Origin of the sequence: Rhizobium sp. H4 (assembly GCF_003013335.1) — a bacterium.
Classification (GTDB): Bacteria; Pseudomonadota; Alphaproteobacteria; order Rhizobiales; family Rhizobiaceae; genus Rhizobium; species Rhizobium sophoriradicis.
This window is the reverse complement of the sequence record NZ_PSOW01000024.1, coordinates 48,611-65,641: the sequence shown is the minus strand read 5'-3', so window position 1 is coordinate 65,641 and position 17,031 is coordinate 48,611. Positions and strand designations below refer to the sequence as shown.

Annotated in this window: 10 protein-coding genes; 1 reads left to right on the top strand and 9 read right to left on the bottom strand. The window is 63.7% G+C overall.

The features are described 5' to 3' along the window. Positions 1–26: 26 nt before the first annotated feature. From C4N04_RS28515 to C4N04_RS28505, 3 genes are read right to left on the bottom strand one after another with little or no spacing between them, the layout of a single operon-like run. Entirely contained in the window at positions 27–737 is a 711-nt protein-coding gene (locus tag C4N04_RS28515; RefSeq protein WP_097663908.1) for a Bax inhibitor-1/YccA family protein, read from the bottom strand. A gap of 20 nt (positions 738–757) precedes the next feature. Next, positions 758–1,525, bottom strand: a complete 768-nt coding sequence (locus C4N04_RS28510; RefSeq protein ID WP_097663910.1) for an anti-sigma factor — start codon at positions 1,523–1,525, stop codon at positions 758–760. Further along, entirely contained in the window at positions 1,512–2,051 is a 540-nt protein-coding gene (locus C4N04_RS28505) for a sigma-70 family RNA polymerase sigma factor (RefSeq protein WP_097606695.1), read from the bottom strand. The genes C4N04_RS28510 and C4N04_RS28505 overlap by 14 nt, the downstream gene beginning before the upstream one ends. Before the next feature lie 177 nt (positions 2,052–2,228). Between C4N04_RS28505 and C4N04_RS28500 the strand changes: the two genes are divergently transcribed. Then, complete coding sequence (locus C4N04_RS28500; RefSeq protein WP_097606694.1) at positions 2,229–2,537, top strand: hypothetical protein; 309 nt, start codon at positions 2,229–2,231, stop codon at positions 2,535–2,537. 5 nt (positions 2,538–2,542) lie between these two features. On the opposite strand, the gene cueR is transcribed toward C4N04_RS28500, so the two are convergent. From cueR to C4N04_RS28470, 6 genes are all read right to left on the bottom strand, one after another. Next, entirely contained in the window at positions 2,543–2,932 is a 390-nt protein-coding gene (gene cueR / locus C4N04_RS28495; protein WP_009995283.1) for a Cu(I)-responsive transcriptional regulator, read from the bottom strand. A 9-nt stretch (positions 2,933–2,941) separates the two neighbouring features. After that, a complete protein-coding gene (locus tag C4N04_RS28490) occupies positions 2,942–5,461 on the bottom strand; it encodes a heavy metal translocating P-type ATPase (protein ID WP_106797587.1) in 2,520 nt (839 codons plus the stop codon). A gap of 349 nt (positions 5,462–5,810) precedes the next feature. Next, positions 5,811–6,317 carry a hypothetical protein gene (locus tag C4N04_RS28485; RefSeq protein ID WP_158775607.1) on the bottom strand — a complete coding sequence of 169 codons (507 nt, stop codon included), beginning with the start codon at positions 6,315–6,317 and terminating at the stop codon, positions 5,811–5,813. 271 nt (positions 6,318–6,588) lie between these two features. Continuing rightward, positions 6,589–9,195, bottom strand: coding sequence for a malto-oligosyltrehalose synthase (gene treY / locus C4N04_RS28480; RefSeq protein WP_106797585.1), 2,607 nt, complete (start codon positions 9,193–9,195; stop codon positions 6,589–6,591). Positions 9,196–9,345: 150 nt separating this feature from the next. Further along, a complete protein-coding gene (gene pbpC / locus C4N04_RS28475) occupies positions 9,346–11,427 on the bottom strand; it encodes a penicillin-binding protein 1C (RefSeq protein WP_106797584.1) in 2,082 nt (693 codons plus the stop codon). Next, entirely contained in the window at positions 11,424–16,895 is a 5,472-nt protein-coding gene (locus C4N04_RS28470; RefSeq protein WP_106797583.1) for an alpha-2-macroglobulin family protein, read from the bottom strand. The genes pbpC and C4N04_RS28470 overlap by 4 nt, the downstream gene beginning before the upstream one ends. Between the last annotated feature and the right edge of the window lie 136 nt (positions 16,896–17,031).

Genomic DNA, 17,031 nt, shown 5'->3' with positions numbered 1-17,031 from the left:
CTTCCATTGCCCCCAGAAGCGCGGTTCTATTCCCGCTCGCCGGTGAAGTTGAGCAGAAGCTGGAAGATGTTGACGAAGTTCAGGTAGAGCGAGAGCGCACCGAAGACGGCGAGCTTTTGGTTCGATTCCTGATCGTAATTTTCCGAATACTGTTCCTTGATGTTCTGCGTGTCGTAGGCGGTGAGGCCGACGAAGACGACGATGCCGATCACCGAGATTGCGAACTGCAGCGCGCTCGAACCCAGGAAGATGTTGACGATGCTGGCGATGATGACGCCGAAGAGGCCCATCATCAGGAACGAGCCCATTCTGGAGAGGTCACGCTTCGTCACATAGCCGTAGAGGCTGGTGGCGCCGAACATCGTGGCGGTGATGAAGAAGGTCCGCGCGATGCTCATCCCGGTGAAGACCAGGAAGACGGAGGCGAGCGACAGGCCCATCACCGCGCAGAAGGCCCAGAAGGTGATCTGCGCCGTGCTCGCCGACATCGTCTGGATGCGGAACGTGAAGAAGAAGACGAAGGCGAGCGGCGCCAGCATCACCACCCACTTCAGCGGCGAGCCGAAGATCGGCACGTAGAGGGCCGGCGTCGAGCCGACGACGAAGGCGACGAGGCCTGTTATGACGAGGCCGAGAGCCATATAATTGTAGACGCGCAGCATGTGCTGGCGCAGACCCTCGTCGAAGATAGCCTGGGAGCCGGCAACGGCGCCATAGCGGGGATTGATCGGGTTCATGCTGATCTCCTCGGTTAGAACTAATAGAGCGAGCGGGCGAGCCGTTCGGCCGCCTGATCGAGATTGAGACCGCTATCGTCAGCGATCAGGGCGTAAGCGACCTCGCCGATCTGCCAATAGGCGGCTTCTGCTTTTTCCAGCGTGAGATGGCTGACCGGCTTGACCTCGAAAGCGCCCGGACGGACGGCGAAAAGCGACAGCCGCTTTCCATCCGACTGCTCGATCGCCATCTCGACGCTCGGGCCGAATTCGGATGGGAAGATCTGCACGTCGGCGATCTTCCAATCCCTAGGCAGTTCGGGCATCACAATCGCGGTGGCCGCGCGGATTTCGTCGGCGCTGTAAGTGGTCGGTGGCTGCGAAGGCATGGTTTCGCGCAGGACCGCGGTCTGATAGGCGCGGACGGCATCCTCGACATAGGCGGGCGCTGGAACGGAGGCCGCCACCTCGGTCGCCGAGAATGCACCGAAGGAATTGTGCGCCACCCAGCCGGCGGTCACCAGAATACCGACGGCGGCGATGCGCTGCATGGAGTGGAAGATGCGGCCATAGGAAAGGCCACGCTCCAGCCGGCGGGCGGCATCGCGGGTCTCGGCACGGCCGAAGGCGCTTTCGCCGGCAAGCGCCAGGCGCAGTTCACCTTTCACGCTGAGATCGGCCATCACCTTGGCGGCAATCGCCGGGTTCTCGGAAAGATAGGACTCCACCTGGATGCGGCGGGCGACATCGAGCTCGCCATCCACATAGGCGTCGAGATCGGCGTCGACGATCGGGTCAACTGCTTTCATGGCCGTTCCCTCCGATTAATCTCAGATGCGAAATGCGCGGTGTCTTCTCCTCGAATTCGCGCAGCTGCGTGCGGGCGCGGGAGATGCGCGACATCAGCGTGCCGATCGGAATGCCGAGCGCATTGGCGGCTTCCTGATAGGAAAGGTCTTCGATCGCCACGAGATGTAGCGCCTCGCGCTGTTCCTCCGGCAGGTCGAAGAAGGCGTCGCGCACCTGCTGCAGGCGCACGGCGTGTTCCTGGCCGGCCGGCAAGGACTGCTCGGCTTCGACAGCCGCTTCGTCGTGGCGCCGTGTCAGCGACCGCTTCTGGCGAAGGCGATCGATATGGGCATTGTGCAGGATGGACAGCAGCCAGGTGCGCAGGTTGCCGCCGCTGCGGAAGCTCTTTCGCTTCTCGAAGGCGCGCACCAGCGCATCATGCACCAGATCCTCTGCCTCGTCCGAATTGCGCACCAGCGCGCGCGCGTAGCGCCTCAGCGCTGCGAGCTGGCCGATGACGTCGAACGGGCGGTCTTTGCGTTCCATGATTGAGTATACGCAAGCGCGCCGGATTTTATTCCCGGCGGGACAAAAAAAGTCATCCGGACGGAACATCGTTGCCGAATATTCGGCCAGGATACGATGAGCGCCCTAAATCGGCGATTGTTTATGACAATTACATGACAGATCATCACGCCGCTGATTTGGAGGGGAAGATACACAATGAAGGAAAAGAAGCGGGTCTACGAAGCTCTCGTGGACGGCGCCATGGAAGGGCTGACGGGTGAGGCGCTGTATGATTTCGTCAAGATGCGTTGCCCGAAGGCCACCAGCAAGAAGATCGTCCGGGCCTCGCTTCTCGCCCTGACCGATCCGCATCTCAAGGACCGCAACATCCTCGACGTGATCTATGCGCTTGCGATCAAGCACCGCCTCGACGAGGGCGTGCTTGATGACGGCGACGAGGACGATGCCGCGGAGCCGGCGCCGTTCTCTCACGCGGTCATCCAGGACACATCTCGACCTTCCTGAAATGCTCAGCGGCCATCTGAAAGCTCTTCGAGAATCGGACAGTCCGGCCGGTCATTGCCGTGGCAGGCATGCACGAGGTGCTCCAGCGTGCGGCGAAGTTCCGTCAGCTCACGGATCTTGCGGTCGATCTCACCGAGTTTGCTCTCGGCTATATCCTTGACGTCGGCGCTCGCCCGAGCCTTGTCTTCATAGAGCGCCAGCAATTGCCGGCATTCCTCGACCGAAAAGCCGAGACCGCGCGAGCGCTGCAGGAAACGCAGTTTGTGAACGTCGCTCGCAGCGTAGTCGCGATAGCCGTTTCCGCCCCTTTCGGGGCGGATCAGGCCAATATCCTCGTAATAGCGGATCGTCTTCGAAGGCAGGCCGGAGCGCTCGGATGCTTCGCCGATATTCATTGCCATCTCCTATAATTTTGCCAAGCGCAGCCTCAGCGCGTTGGCAATCACCGACACGGACGACAGGCTCATCGCCGCTGCCGCGATCATCGGCGACAGCAGCAGGCCGAAGACCGGATAGAGCAAACCGGCGGCGACCGGAACGCCGAGGGCATTATAGCCGAAGGCGAAACCGAGATTCTGACGGATGTTGCGCATCGTCGCCTCCGCCAGCCGCCGCGCTCTGACGATGCCGTTGAGGTCGCCCTTTACCAATGTAATGCCGGCGCTTTCCATCGCAACATCGGCGCCGGTGCCCATGGCGATGCCGACATCGGCCGAAGCAAGTGCCGGGGCGTCGTTGACGCCGTCGCCGGCCATGGCGATGACGGCGCCCTTGGCGCGCAATTCCTCGATCAGCGCCTTCTTGCCTTCCGGCAGCACGTCGGCGCGGACCTCATCGATGCCGAGGCTTTTTGCGACCGCCCGCGCCGTGCGCTCGTTGTCGCCGGTGGCCATGATGATCTTCAGCCCGCTGTCGTGCAGCGCCTTGATGGCGGCTGATGTCGTCGGCTTGATCCGGTCGGCGACGGCGACGAGGCCGGCAAGCTTGCCGTCGAGCGTGACGAACATCACCGTCTTGCCATCGCCGCGCAGGGCTTCGGCCTTTTCCGACAGCGCCGCGGGATCGATGCCGAGATCGGCGAGCATCGCCGCATTGCCGAGCGCCACCGTCATGCCGCCGGCAAGGCCCATGACACCCTTGCCCGTCTTTGCCTCGAAGCCGGTGACCTCGACGAAGGTGGCATCGCGCTCTTCGGCGCCGGAAACGATCGCTTCGGCCAGCGGATGTTCAGAGCCGCGCTCCAGGCTTGCCGCCAGCGACAGCAGCCGGTTCTCCTCGATGCCGCCGAAGGCGACGATGTCGGTGAGAACTGGTTTGCCTTCGGTCAGCGTGCCTGTTTTGTCGACGATCAGCGTGTCGACCTTGGAAAAGCGTTCCAGCGCTTCGGCATCCTTGATCAGCACGCCTTCCTGAGCGCCGCGCCCGGTTGCGATCATGATCGACATCGGCGTCGCAAGACCGAGCGCGCAGGGGCAGGCGATGATCAGAACGGCGACGGCGGCCAGCAGAGCATTGGCCAGGCTCGGTTCCGGCCCGATCGCGGCCCAGACGATGAAGGCAAGGATGGCCACGACGACGACGGCCGGCACGAAGACGGCCGACACCCGGTCGACCGCGCCCTGGATCGGCGCCCGCGAGCGTTGCGCCGCGGCGACCATGTCGATGATGCGCGACAGCACCATGTCGGCGCCGACCTTCTCGGCCGCCATGACGAGCGATCCATTCTTGTTGATCGTGCCGCCGGTCAGAGCATCGCCCTTCGCTTTCTCCAGAGGCAGGGGCTCGCCGGTAATCATCGATTCATCGACGGTCGACTGGCCTTCGAGGACGGAACCGTCGACCGGAATGCGTTCGCCGGGACGCACGCGCAGCCGGTCGCCGGCCTGGATGTCGTCCACCGGCACGTCGCTTTCGCTGCCGTCGGCATTGATGCGGCGCGCCGTCTTCGGCGCGAGATCAAGTAGGGCGCGGATCGCCGAGCCGGTGCGTTCGCGCGCCTTCAATTCCAGCACCTGGCCGACGAAGACGAGCGCGACGATGACGGCGGCCGCCTCGAAATAGACCGGCACGGCGGCGCCGTGGCCGCGAAAGCTCATCGGGAAGATCCCGGGCGCAAGCGTGGCGACGAGGCTGTAGAGATAGGCGGTGCCGACGCCGAGACCGATCAGCGTCCACATGTTCGGGCTGCGGTTGACGAGGGACGCCCAGGCGCGGCGGAAGAAGGGCAGGGCCGCCCACAGCACCACCGGCGTTGCCAGCAATAGCTCGATGTAGGTCGCCTGCGGTTCGCCGATCGCTTCGCGGAGCGGCAGGCCGAGCATCGGCCCCATGCCGAGCGCCAGCAGCGGCAGGGCAAGGATGGCGCTGACCCAGAGCCGTCTGGTGAAATCCACAAGTTCCGGGTTCGGGCCTTCGTCATCAGGAGGAATACCCGCCGGTTCCAGCGCCATGCCGCATTTCGGGCAGTCGCCGGGACGGTCGCTGACGACCTCAGGATGCATCGGGCAAGTATAGAGCGTGCCCTTCGGCGCCGGCTTTGCGGCCGGGCGGTTGCCGTCGCGATAGGCCGTGGGGTCGGCTTCGAACTTGGTCTTGCAGCCGGCCGAGCAGAAGTAGAATTTTTCGCCGTCGACCTTCAGAAAATGTTTTGCCGTCGAACGATCGACGGCCATGTCGCAGACAGGGTCCTTCGCTGTCAGGTAATCCTGCGGCGTCGCCGCGAATTTCGTCCGGCAGCTCTCGGAGCAGAAATGGTAGATGCGGCCAGCATGCGTCAGCGAGGGCTTGCCGGCCTCCGGATCGACGGTCATGCCGCAGACGGGATCACGAATGACCGTGTCGGGGGCTTTCTCCCGAGCATGGCTGCAATGGCTATGATCATTGCCATGGGTGTGACCGTGATGGTGGTCGTGTTTTATGTTCATGCTTATCTCCTATGCCCCAAGGGCAGTTGGAGAGACTTATCGACCTTCCAGCAACTGGAAGGTCAAGTGCTAATTTCGACGAGATTGATTTTTCGACGGCCGCAGCTCGCTTCTGGAGCGGGTGGGGGGCTTCACATAAAATGGGCACAGATATACGCTAAGCGCTTTGGACATCGGAAACTCCGATCTTCTGGCGCAACGGCCGCAGCCTTCCGGCCGTCGTGGAGGCGCGATCCGAGAGCGCAGGCCCCTGTCAAAAAACATGCTTTTGCCGACAGGCAGCTTTCCGACCAACTGCAGCGCGACCAAGGTCCGGAAAGCCGTGGCGGACATTCGTGCTTTCGAGACTTCAGTTACCTTTAATGCGTGCCCGAAGCTTGAGGAGATAAGACCTGGCCTTCCAAGCGAATAGCGCAAAGCTGATGTTTACAGCCACTGCAACGGTGACAACGGTCGTAAGCGCCCACAGACTGCCGCTTAAGAAGCTGCCAATAGTCAGTAGCAAGACATCTGCGACGATCAGCACTCCCCATCCTGGTCCGGCGTTAATTTGACGTTGCAGGGACCGCAGCGACCCGCGCCGAGATTGCTGAAGCTCCATCGCCCGGGCTATAAACTTGTTGAGCGGATAATTGGCTTCCCGATCCTCGATCGAAAAGCACACCTCCAACTCGTACTGGACGTCATCCAGAAAAGCGCGGAACCTACGAAGCCCTCGAAAGCTGTCGTAGAGCGCACCCTTCCTTTTGGGATCGGCCAACAAAAAGTCGAGAAAGTGGTCTTCGTCGTAGGGTGCGCCCGGCGTCGCGCGGTGCTTCTCGAAAAGGCGAATAATTTTAGTTCGGGCTTCAGTCATGCTTGCTTCCCCAACGTCCAACTCGTTGTTCAATGATAATCCTTGCAAAAGCTTGTTGCGCCGATTTCCGCATGTTTGATTCTTACGCCAGTCCGAACGTCTCTTTTTCACACACCCACACCGTTAGCGGACTCTGTCCGGACGCGTCGAAGGTGGCAAGCGGCTATTCCTGCTCCAATGTGCGACAAACAGGTGTTTTTAGACACCCGCCATCCTTAGCGTATATCTGGGCCTATTTTATGTGACGGACCCGGGTGGCGTGGCGCCATCCTCAGGTCGGGCTGATCAGCCCGAGGGGCTGGCTTCCGAGCAAGGCGGCAACCGAAATGCTGCCGCCGGGCTCGATGGTTTTTCCGGTCAGCAGATCCGCCTTCAACCCGTGAAGAGGGGAGGGCACCGCGATCGCCGTGTCCTCCCAGAACTCCGGACCGGCAAAAAGCACGCCGGGATCGAGCCAGCCGAACATCATTCGGGGCACGGCGACGATTGCGAAATCGCCTTTATGCACCCGGGCAAAGGCGAGCAGATGGTCGCGGCGGCTGCCCGTCGCCTTCAACGGCAGATAATCGCCTTTCGAAAACAGAGCCGGGTGCCGCCGGCGCAGCTGCAGGCCAATGCCGACGATGCGCTGCTTCAACGCCGCCGCCTGAAGCTTTGCGATCGGTCCGGCTTCAGCAAGCCAGGCAGCCAGCTGTTCGTGGTCGACCGGTCGGCGATTGTCGGGATCGACGAGACTGAAATCGAAACCTTCCGCGCCCTGGTAAATGTCGGGAATGCCCGGCGCCGTCAGCTTGAGCAGTGTCTGCGACAGGCTGTTGACGTAGCCGGCCGCAATAAAGGGCTGCAGCACCCTTTCGAAATCTTCGAGAAAGGCGTCATTGTCCGGCGACACCAGCGCGGCGGCATAACTCGCGACCGCCTCCTCATAAGCGTCATCCTGTTCGGTCCAGGCGGTGCGCAATTTCGCCTCGCGCACCGCCTTGACCGCGTAGTCGGTAAAGCGGGTGCGAAGCTCTTCCATCTGTCCTCTGTCGAAATCCTCCGGCCAGACGCCGGCGAGCGCCTGATAGAGCATCCATTCGGTATTCGGCTCCGGTGCGGCGCCATCCGCGAGATCCTTCAGCCACGGCCGGTTCATGTCACGCCAACGCGCCACTGCCTGGGCAAAAACATCCGCCCCCTCGCTCAAGGCGTAAAGCCTCGCGCGCGCATCCTCGCCGCGCTTGGTGTCGTGGGTGGCCGTTGCCGAAAGCCCATGCGGCTGCAGCCGCGCCCGCTCGGCCATGCGGCGATGGAAGCCGTCCGGGCCCTCGGGCGGCTTGCCCGGTTCGCTGCCGACCTCGTTTGCGGCAAGCAGCCTGTTATAGCGGTAGAACAGCGTATCCTCCGTCGCCTTCGCCATGATCGGCCCGCTCAACTGCTGGAAGCGAATCCGGAATTCGTGAGCCGCATCGCCCTCGATCCTGCCTTCGAGAAGCTTCAGCACATGATCGAGCGCGCGCCGGTCGTCGAGCTCAGCCATGACGTGCGATGCCGTCGCGGCGAGGACGGCCGAATCCTGCCAGGAAAGCGGACCGCCGTCGCCATAGGTGCGGTAGACGGGGAAGGCGACCAGCAGCGCGCCGAGCGCGGTGGCGATCTCCGCTCTGTCGAGTTCGGGAAAGATGCCTGCCGCGATCGTTGCCAGCCTGCCGGACTCGCCGGCGAAATTGCGCTCCACCATCTGTCGCCTGGCAAGCCGCCGGCCCTCTTCGGGATCAGCCGCCTCGCCGGCGAGGCCGCGATAGGCATCATCCAATATGCGCAGTCCGCCAGCGTCGATGAAGAGCTCGCTCAGCGCGGCGATGAATTCATATCCTGTCGTGCCGGCGACCGGCCAGCTCTCCGGCAGGACCTCGCCCGCCCCGAGGATCTTTTCCACGACGATATAGATATCGGCTCCGACCGCTGCCCTCAGTCTGTCGAGATAGGCCCTGGGTTCGGCGAGCCCGTCGACGTGGTCGATGCGCAGCCCCTGCACTTTGCCCTGGCGCACCAGCTCGAGCACCAGCCGATGCAGATCTTCGAACACCGGGGGATCTTCGACGCGGGTGCCGACCAGTCCGGTCACCTCGAAAAAACGGCGGTAGCTCAGATGCCGCGCCGCCTCCTTCCAATGGGTCAGGCGCCAATGCTGTTCCTCATGCAGGCTTTTGAGAAAGTCATGATCGGACGAGACGTCCTCGAGTTTTTGCCGGAGAATCGCCCGATCGCCGCCTTCGAAGAGGATATCGCGCAGCGCGCGGGCAAAATCCTCGCCCGACGTCACGGCCACCTCGGCCATTCGCATGGCGACCGGATCGTCGAGGCGGTTGGCGAGCGCGCCGTAGCTGGCGGGGTTCAGCGGCAACAAGGTCTGGAAGTAAGCCAAGGCGAAGTTGCCGTGCGTTTCGTCGAGCACAAGACGCAGTTCGCCTGCAGCCAGCGCCTCTTCGAAGTCCCGGCCGAGCTGCGGCAGGGTCAGCGGCTCGCGCCAATCGATGTCGAAGTGGCCGGCATAGGCGCTTTGCCGGCCGAATGTCAGCACGTCGCGCCACCAAGCGTTATCTGGCGAGGCGGCCATATGGTTCGGAACGATGTCGAGAACCAATCCCATGCCGGCGGCAGCAAGTCTTTCCGTCAGCCGGTTGAAGCCTGCCCGGCCGCCAAGTGCGGGGTCGATGTCGTTGGCGTCGGTGACGTCATAGCCATGGGTCGAACCGCTGACGGCGGTGAAGATGGGTGAGGCGTAAAGGTGGCTGATGCCGAGCGTCTTGAGATAGGGAATGAGGCCGCAGGCGCGATCGAAGGTCATGCCGTTGCGGAACTGTATCCGGTAGGTCGCGGTCGGAAATGTCATGAGGCCGTCTGACGTTGGAGGGAGACCCTTTTCAACGGTTGTGGCCGGGTTTTTGTTCCCTCATGGCGCCGCGTGTCTTGTGCGCTAATGCATGTCGTCCGGAAGTGTGCAGCGGTTCCGGGACAACGACATGCATCAAAACAAAGGGCTTTAGTCGATGAAGACGCCGACGCTCGCGGCTCGTCCGGCGGAGTCGATGACGGTCAGCTTCGAATAGCCGCCGCCGTCGGGCTGCCATTGCTGCGTGCGCCGACGCGAAAGGTCGGGCAGCGGCTTGCCGTTGGCAAGCCAGCGGAAGGGCGCGCGGCCACCCTGCAGCTTCAGCATCAACGGCGACAGATCGCCGCCTTTTGCTCCGAGATCGATGTGAGCGCCTTCGGGCGGATAGACAATCTGTGGTGCGGGTTCGCGCCCGGAGGCGACGAGCAGGCCGCTGGCATTCAGCGCAAAACGCCGCTGGCTGATCGGAAGCTCCGATTGGGCGATGCGCACAGCCCCGGCCGGAGGTCGCGGCAAGGGGGTCGTGGCGATGCCTGACTTGGCGAAAGCCTCGAACAGGATCGGTGCTGCGGTGCCATAGCCGGTCAGGCCGGGCACGGCGCTGTTGTCGGGCCGGCCAACCCAGACGCCGAGCACATAGCGTCCGTCATAGCCGACCGACCAGGCGTCGCGATAGCCGTAGCTGGTGCCGGTCTTGTAGGCGATGCCGCGCTGCGGTGCGCCGGCGGGAGGGATGACGCCGGAGAGAATATCGGCGACGTTCCAGACCGCCACCGGCTCGAGCAGCGGTTCGCCGTCGAGCTTGCCAGGTGTGCCGGTGATGCCGTCGCCGAGCCTTGCCGGCTGACCGCGATTGGCGAGCGCCGTATAGAGCTGCACCAGATCCTTCAGCGTGATGCCGACGCCGCCAAGACCGATCGCAAGCCCCGGCGTCTCGTTCGGCGGCAGGGCCGGACGCACTTCGGCGCGGCGGAAGCGTACCAGCAGCCGCGACGGCCCGACGGCGTCGAGCAGCTTGACGGCCGGAACATTCAAGGAGAGTTGCAAGGCCTCGCGCACGGTGACGTCGCCCTGGTAGCTCATGTCGAAATTGCGCGGCCGGTAGCCGAAGAAATCGGCCGGCCGGTCTTCGATGATCGTCTCCTGAGAGACGAGGCCCTGCTCGAAGGCAAGTCCGTAGATGAAGGGCTTCAGGGTCGAGCCGGGCGAGCGGTTGACGCGCGTCATGTCGATCCAGCCGGAGCGGCTGGCGTCGAAATAATCGGCCGAGCCGACCTCGCCGACGATCGCCCCGGTCTGGGCATCGGCCATCACCATGGCGAGCGAAAGCTTCGGCCCGAGCTTCATGGCCGCGGCCCGGGCGACCGCTTCCAGCCCTTGCTGCACCGGCTTCTTCAGGGTCGTCTGATGCTTGAGCACATCAGGCTGCTTGCGCAGCGCGGCTTCGGCCACATGGGCGGCCAATGCCGGCAGCTGCATGCGCCGCATGGGGATCGCGACAGCTTCGGCCCGCTCCGCCTCGCCATCGCCGACGGCCTCGGCCACCGCGGCGCGCTCGAGCACGCGCTTGCGCGCCTCTTGCGCCGCCTGGAGATTGCGGTCCGGCCGGCGCCGTTCCGGCAATTGCGGCAGGGCGACGAGCAGGGCGGCTTCGGCGACCGTCAGGCGGCGCGGCTCCTTGCCGAAATAGGCGAGGCTTGCGGCGCGCACGCCTTCCAGATTGCCGCCATAGGGCGCATGGGTGAGATAGAGATCGAGAATCTCTTCCTTCGACAGCCGCCGTTCGATCTGCACGGCGCGGGCGAGCTGCAGCAGTTTTGCCGCAAACGAACGTTCCGCTCGCGGCTCGATCAGCCGCGCCACCTGCATCGACAGCGTCGAGGCGCCGGAGACAATGCGGCCATTGCGGACGAATTGCAGGCTGGCCCGCCCGAGGGCCCAGACGTCGACGCCGCCGTGATCGTAAAAACGCTGATCCTCATAGGCAACAAGCATGCGCAGGAATTGCGGATCGACATCGGCGACTCCAGTCTTCAGCCGCCAGCGGCCTTCGGCCGTCGCGAAGGCGCGCAACAACTGCCCGTCGGCATCCAGCACTTCCGGGGAAAGCATATCCGCCTTGTCGAGCGGCGGCGGAAAGGCCTTGTCGGCGGCGTTGAGCGCGAAGAGGGCCGCGCCGGCAAGAAGAATGCCGGCGGCGGACCCGATCGCAAACTTGTGCCATCGTCTCATTGTTGCGCCGCTACGACCTCCATCTTGCCGGTCGCCGTGCGGGCCGAAAACTCCGGCCGATACATATCCTCGACGCTTACTGCCGGATGGTCGTAGGTGCCGGGGGTGACGGCGCGCACGACATAGGCGACGTTGAATTCACGATTGTCGCCGGCCGCACGGTTGAAAGCGGCGACGAAGCGGTCGTAGCGGAATTCGGTATGGGCGGCGGAGATTTCGCCGATCCAGTCGAAATTCGTCATCTGGGCGCTGTCGACGAGGTTCGGATTGTCGATCTCGAAACCGGCCGGCAGGAGATCGGTGATGACGATGCGCGACGGCCAGTCGTTGGTCTCGCGCACGTGGATGACGACGACATAGCGTTCGTTCTGCTTGGCCTCGCTGACATTCGCCTGCTCGCCGTCGAGCGTGTAATAGCTGCGCTCGATGAGGAAGCCGTCGCCGCCGGCCGGCAGCGGCACGGTCGGAGCGGCAACGGTGGTGACGATGGCCGAGACCGCGTCGTTCGTCTGGTTGGTCAGCGTCAGCGGATGGCCGGCGAGCGCCTCGCCGGTCATCCGGGCCATATAGGCGCCGGTGTGCGCCGCGCCGTTGACGTCGACCTTCAACCCGTCGTCACCGCCCTGGATGGCGCGGGCGGCCAGCAGCATCCAGGTTTCTTCCTGGGTGCTCTTGTATTTGCTGCGACCCCATTCCTTGGCAACGGCCTTGGCAAGATCCGGGATGACAGGCGGCACCGGCCGGCTTTCGGCGGCAAGCGCCAGGATCGCCGCGCCGTCGCGCAGGATCGTGCCGTAATCGGTACGCGACAGGTTCACGCGCGACACCATCGACTGCTGCGACATCTGCAGCGCGTCGAGGAAGATGTTCTTCGAGCGCTGGGCGTCGCCGTAAAGCGCCAATGCGGCGGCGATATGCGCCTTGGCGAGCGGCGTCGGGAAGTCGTTGATCATCGTATCGGCGTAATAACGCAGATCGCTGATCGCGGCCTTCTTGTTGCGGGCCAGCACATAGACGGCATAGGCGATCTGGTCGCCCTGGCCCTTGATGTCGGTGGTGTAGGAGAGGGTATTCTGCAGGTTTTCGAGCGCCTGCACGAAGGCCCTTTCCGGCACGTCATATTTCATTTCGCGGGCTCGCGTCAGGAAATCGGTGACGTAGGAATCGAGCCAGACGTCGCCCGAATCCGGCCCCCAGAGGCCGAAGCTGCCGGCCGAGGCCTGATAGGAGAGCACGCGGTAGATCGCGTCCTGCACGCGCTTGTGCACGTCGGCGTCGTTTTCGATGCCGGCCTGCTTCGCCACTTCGGCGAAGTAGAGCAGCGGCAGCGCCCGGCTGGTGGTTTGCTCGGCGCAGCCGAAGGGATAGCGGTCGAGCGTCATCAAGAGTGCCGGAATGTCGAAGGCGGCCGAACGGGTAACGTTGACGCTGATTGCCGCCCCGGGCAGCAAGCTGTCTGCAAGCAAGTTCTTGTCGACGGTGAGTTTTGCCCCCGGCTTCAGCGCCAGCACCCTCCGTTGGGTGATCGGCAGGGCTGCCGGGCGTACCGGCACGTCGACGGTCTGGTCGAGCGACAGGCCGGAGGCGTCGGAGAGGTTGATCGAGACGCTGCCTGCGCCCGGCTGCTTGCCGATGAGCGAAAGCGTCAGTTCCGTCTTTGCGCCGGCCGCGAGGCTGATCGTCTGCGCGGCCGAGGCCTGCTCGATGCCGACCGCCTCATCGCCGGTCAGCTGCAGTTTGAAGTCGCCGGCCGGCGCATCGGTATTGGCAATGTCGAGGCGCAGATCGGCCTTGTCGCCGGGGGCCAGGAATTTCGGCAGGCTCGCGGTGACGACGACGGGATCACGGATGATGACATCCTTGACGCCGTGGCCGACACCGGTCTTCGACCATGCCACAGCCATGACGCGCGCCGTACCGTTGAATTGCGGGATATCGAAGGAGACGTTGGCCTTGCCTTCGGCGTCGAGCTTCACCGGGCCGGAGAAGAAGGCAACGAGCTTCTGCGTCGGCGGGCTTGCCTGCAGCGCAATGGCGCCGCCGTCGCCGCCGGTCCTGAGCTTGCCGGTCGCACCCAGTGAACCGTCGATCAGCCGGCCATAGAGGTCGCGGATCTCAAGGCCGAGCTGGCGCTGGCCGAAATACCAGTTCTCCGGATTCGGCGGTTCGTAGCGCGTCAGGTTGAGAATGCCGACATCGACGGCGGCAACCGTGACATAGGCATCCTCATTGGCGCCCGCACCAGCCACCTGCAGGCCGATGTTCAACGGTCCGCGCGGCAGCATCTTTTCCGGTGTGTCGAGTTTGACCTGCAGAGCGCGCTGTTCGGGATCGACCTTCAGCCATTGGATGCCGATCGAGCGCATCGGCATGTGGCTGTCCTGCGCGTCGCCGGGACGGAAGAGGGTCGCGGTCACATAGGCGCCGGCGCCCCAGTCTGATGTGACGGGGATGTCGACCTCGCCGCCGCTCTCGCCGATCGTCGCATTCTGCACGGCGACGAGCTTTTCGGTTCCTGATGTTACCATCAACTCGCCGCCGTAGCGCGAGGTGACTTTCAGCTTGGCCGTCTCGCCGATCTTGTAGCTGTCCTTGTCGAGGGCGATTTCCAGCCCGTCCGGCGTTTCGGTCGAGGTCGAGGCGACGAACCAGCCGGCGTCGAATTCGACGCTCGAGGTCGGGCCGTCGGCATCCGGGCTTTCCACTTCGAGGCGATAACGGCCCCATGTTACCGGCACGGAGATCTTGCCGCCGTCCAGTGTCGCATCGACGCTGCCGTTGGAAATCTGCTCGGCGGTATAGACCGGCTCGTATTTCCACGCCGTTCCCTCGCGATACCATTGGTATTCGCGGTTGAGGCTGTAGAATTTCCAGCGCAGGCCCTTGCTCTCCTGCTTCTTGCCATCGGCGCTGACGCCGATCACCGTGAAGTTGGCGATCGAATTCTCGGGCAGTTCGTCGGAAAATTCCGGCTTGATGCCGATCGAAGCGCGCTCGTTCTTCACCGGAATGACAAGCGAGCGTTCGATGGCGCGTCCGCCCGCTTCCTGCATCCTGATATAGACGGTGGCGTTGAGCAGCTGCGTCGTCGCCGGCAGCTCGCCGACGGTGAGATCGGTCGAAGCTTGCCCGTTTTCGTCGAGCCCCGGCAGACCGTCGATCGGCAGGCGGGAATCTTCGCTCGCCTCTTCGTCGGCGAGACCGAACAGAAAGCCCTTATAGGCGGCGTTCTCACGCGTCGGTTTGACGACGACATCGCCTTCAAGCGTCAGGCCGGCGGCCGGGGCGCCATAGAGATACTTGCCCGAAATGGTGACATTCGCCGGCGTATCCGGGCCGATTTCCTTGGCCTCGGTCTTGATCTCCATGTCGGTGCGATCGGGCACGAAATCATCGACGAGGAAACTCTTGCTGGCGATCGCACTGCCCTTGGGATCGGTATAGATGTTCATCGTCCAGGTGCCGCGCATGGCGTTTTCCTGGGTGGCGAAATCGATGGAATAACCGCCGAGGTTGCTGGTCTGGCTGACGATCCGCCGGTCTTCGACGCCGTCCGGGCGGCTGAAAATGAAGGTGAGCGGCAGGTTTTCGATGGCGTTGCCGTCGGTGTCGCGGGCAAGCGCCTGGGCATGCACCGTTTCGCCGGCCCGGTAGATGCCGCGTTCGGTGAAGGTCAAGACGTCGATCGCGCCGGGTGCGGCGCGACCGGTGACGCCGCGGTCGGAGAGGTCGAAGCCGGCCCGGGTCATATCGAGGAAGACATAGTCCGACGTGCCGTTCCTGGCGGCGATGACGGCGGGCGTCAGCGCCGCCGTGCCGCGGATCAGGCCGGCGGTGAAAGTGGCGCGGCCGTTTTCGTCTGTTGTCGCGGTGCCGAGCACTTCATTGTTCTTGGCAAGCAGCTGCAATTCGACGCCTGACATCGGCTTGGCCGAGGCAAGCGAGCGGGCGAAGACGTTGAGCCCGTCCGTGCCGGCATAGGTGGTGATGCCGATATCGGAGACGAGGAACCATTGCGTCGCCTGCGAATTCCACTCCTGCGCCGGGCCGTTCGGCGCCGTTGCCGTCATGACGTAGATGCCGGGCTTGCGCTCCGGCAGCGCCTCGTCGACCGGGAAGCTGGTGACGATGTCCTTGTTCAGCTCGTTGGCGATCTCGATCGAGCCCTGCCAGACGAGTTCGCCGCTCTGGTCCTGGATGTTCTGGGCGCTGTAGCCGTCGAGCTGGCTGAGGAACTGCGAGTTCGTCAACAGCGGCGCAATGGCGCGATCGCCGATGCGGTAGAGCTTGAGGTTGGCCGACGTCATGTTGACCGAGACGATCGGGATGCCGCGGCGCGCCGTCGAGGGCAGCACGAAGCTGTCGCCGGTAAACCGCACCATCTGACTGCGGTCCTTGATATAGACGTCCACGGTGACAGGTGCGTCGAGGGTCTCGTCGACGGACGACGGCAGCCCGGTGCGGAAGGCGATCTTGTAGGTCTCGCCATGCGTCAGTCCTTCGACGCAGATCTGCTTGTCTTTGGTTTCCAGCGCCTTGGGGGCCGCGCCGTTGAGCGTCACAAAGGGCGTATAGTCGGTGGTCTTGACGAGCGCTTCGGAGAAGGTGGCGCAGGCGCGCGGCGTGGCGCTGTCGGCGTCGACCGTGTGTTCGGTGATGCGGAAGCCCTGCGTCGCCTTCAGCTGCAGATAGGCCGCCTGCACATCGTCGGAGGCAACGAGCGCCAGGCTCGCCTTGTAGGCGTAGAGGGCAGGGCGGTAATTGGCGTTTCGGTCCAGGGCGTCGGCGAGCACGGCGAGCGCCTCGGCGCGCTTAGGCTTGGTGCGGGTCAGCTCGTAGCCGTTCAGCGCGTCGAGCACGGCCTGGCCGCTCGTGCCGGTCTGGGCGCTGCCGAGCGTAGCGGCGGCGCGGGCGGTTTCGAGCCAGAGATCGGCATCCCCGGGCGTGATCGACAGTGCGCCATGAAAGGCGATCAGCGCGTCGGTCAGATTGTTGGCGGTCATGTCGAGACGGGCGCCGGCCGTCAGGCTGTCGACGCTCTGGCCCTGCTGGGCGTCGGTTAGGGCAAGATTGTCCCTGAAGTCGTGGGCCTGCTGGATCAGGTCGTCGGCCAGGAAGGTCAGCCGCGGCGCCGCGCCGATATCCGGCTCCTTCTGGGCGGCGGTCTCAACGATCTTGCCGGCGATGGCGCCGGGGAAGGCGTTCATCGTCTTGAAATCGGATTTCAGGAAGCACCATTTCACCTTGGGATTGTAAGTGAAGGCCTTGCAGCTCTTGTCGCCGATGCAGGAGGTCTTGCACTGATCGAGCGAGACGTTCTGCTCGGTGCGAAGATCGAAGCCGAAGAAATCGGCGTCCTTGATCGTCTGGATGTCACGCTTGGTTTCCGCAGCGGCGGCTGGAAAACTGACGGCGATCATCGACAAAAATGCGATGCTGGCGAAAGCGAAGAACGAGCGCACGGACATAGGTTCCCCCCAAAGGATACAGGCGATGCTGGCTCTGACTGGCCGCACTCTCCTCACTCCTCACGAGATTGTCAACTCAACTTGAGGGTTGTTTCACCTTCGCACAGGGGGCTTTCTTCGAGCTGTCACATCGGCG

Bases quoted from the DNA above. Each gene is read 5' to 3' on its own strand.
- C4N04_RS28515 (WP_097663908.1), bottom strand. From the start codon at position 737: ATGAACCCGATCAATCCCCGCTATGGCGCCGTTGCCGGCTCCCAGGCT.
- C4N04_RS28510 (WP_097663910.1), bottom strand. From the start codon at position 1,525: ATGAAAGCAGTTGACCCGATCGTCGACGCCGATCTCGACGCCTATGTG.
- C4N04_RS28505 (WP_097606695.1), bottom strand. From the start codon at position 2,051: ATGGAACGCAAAGACCGCCCGTTCGACGTCATCGGCCAGCTCGCAGCG.
- C4N04_RS28500 (WP_097606694.1), top strand. From the start codon at position 2,229: ATGAAGGAAAAGAAGCGGGTCTACGAAGCTCTCGTGGACGGCGCCATG.
- cueR (WP_009995283.1), bottom strand. From the start codon at position 2,932: ATGAATATCGGCGAAGCATCCGAGCGCTCCGGCCTGCCTTCGAAGACG.
- C4N04_RS28490 (WP_106797587.1), bottom strand. From the start codon at position 5,461: ATGAACATAAAACACGACCACCATCACGGTCACACCCATGGCAATGAT.
- C4N04_RS28485 (WP_158775607.1), bottom strand. From the start codon at position 6,317: ATGACTGAAGCCCGAACTAAAATTATTCGCCTTTTCGAGAAGCACCGC.
- treY (WP_106797585.1), bottom strand. From the start codon at position 9,195: ATGACATTTCCGACCGCGACCTACCGGATACAGTTCCGCAACGGCATG.
- pbpC (WP_106797584.1), bottom strand. From the start codon at position 11,427: ATGAGACGATGGCACAAGTTTGCGATCGGGTCCGCCGCCGGCATTCTT.
- C4N04_RS28470 (WP_106797583.1), bottom strand. From the start codon at position 16,895: ATGTCCGTGCGCTCGTTCTTCGCTTTCGCCAGCATCGCATTTTTGTCG.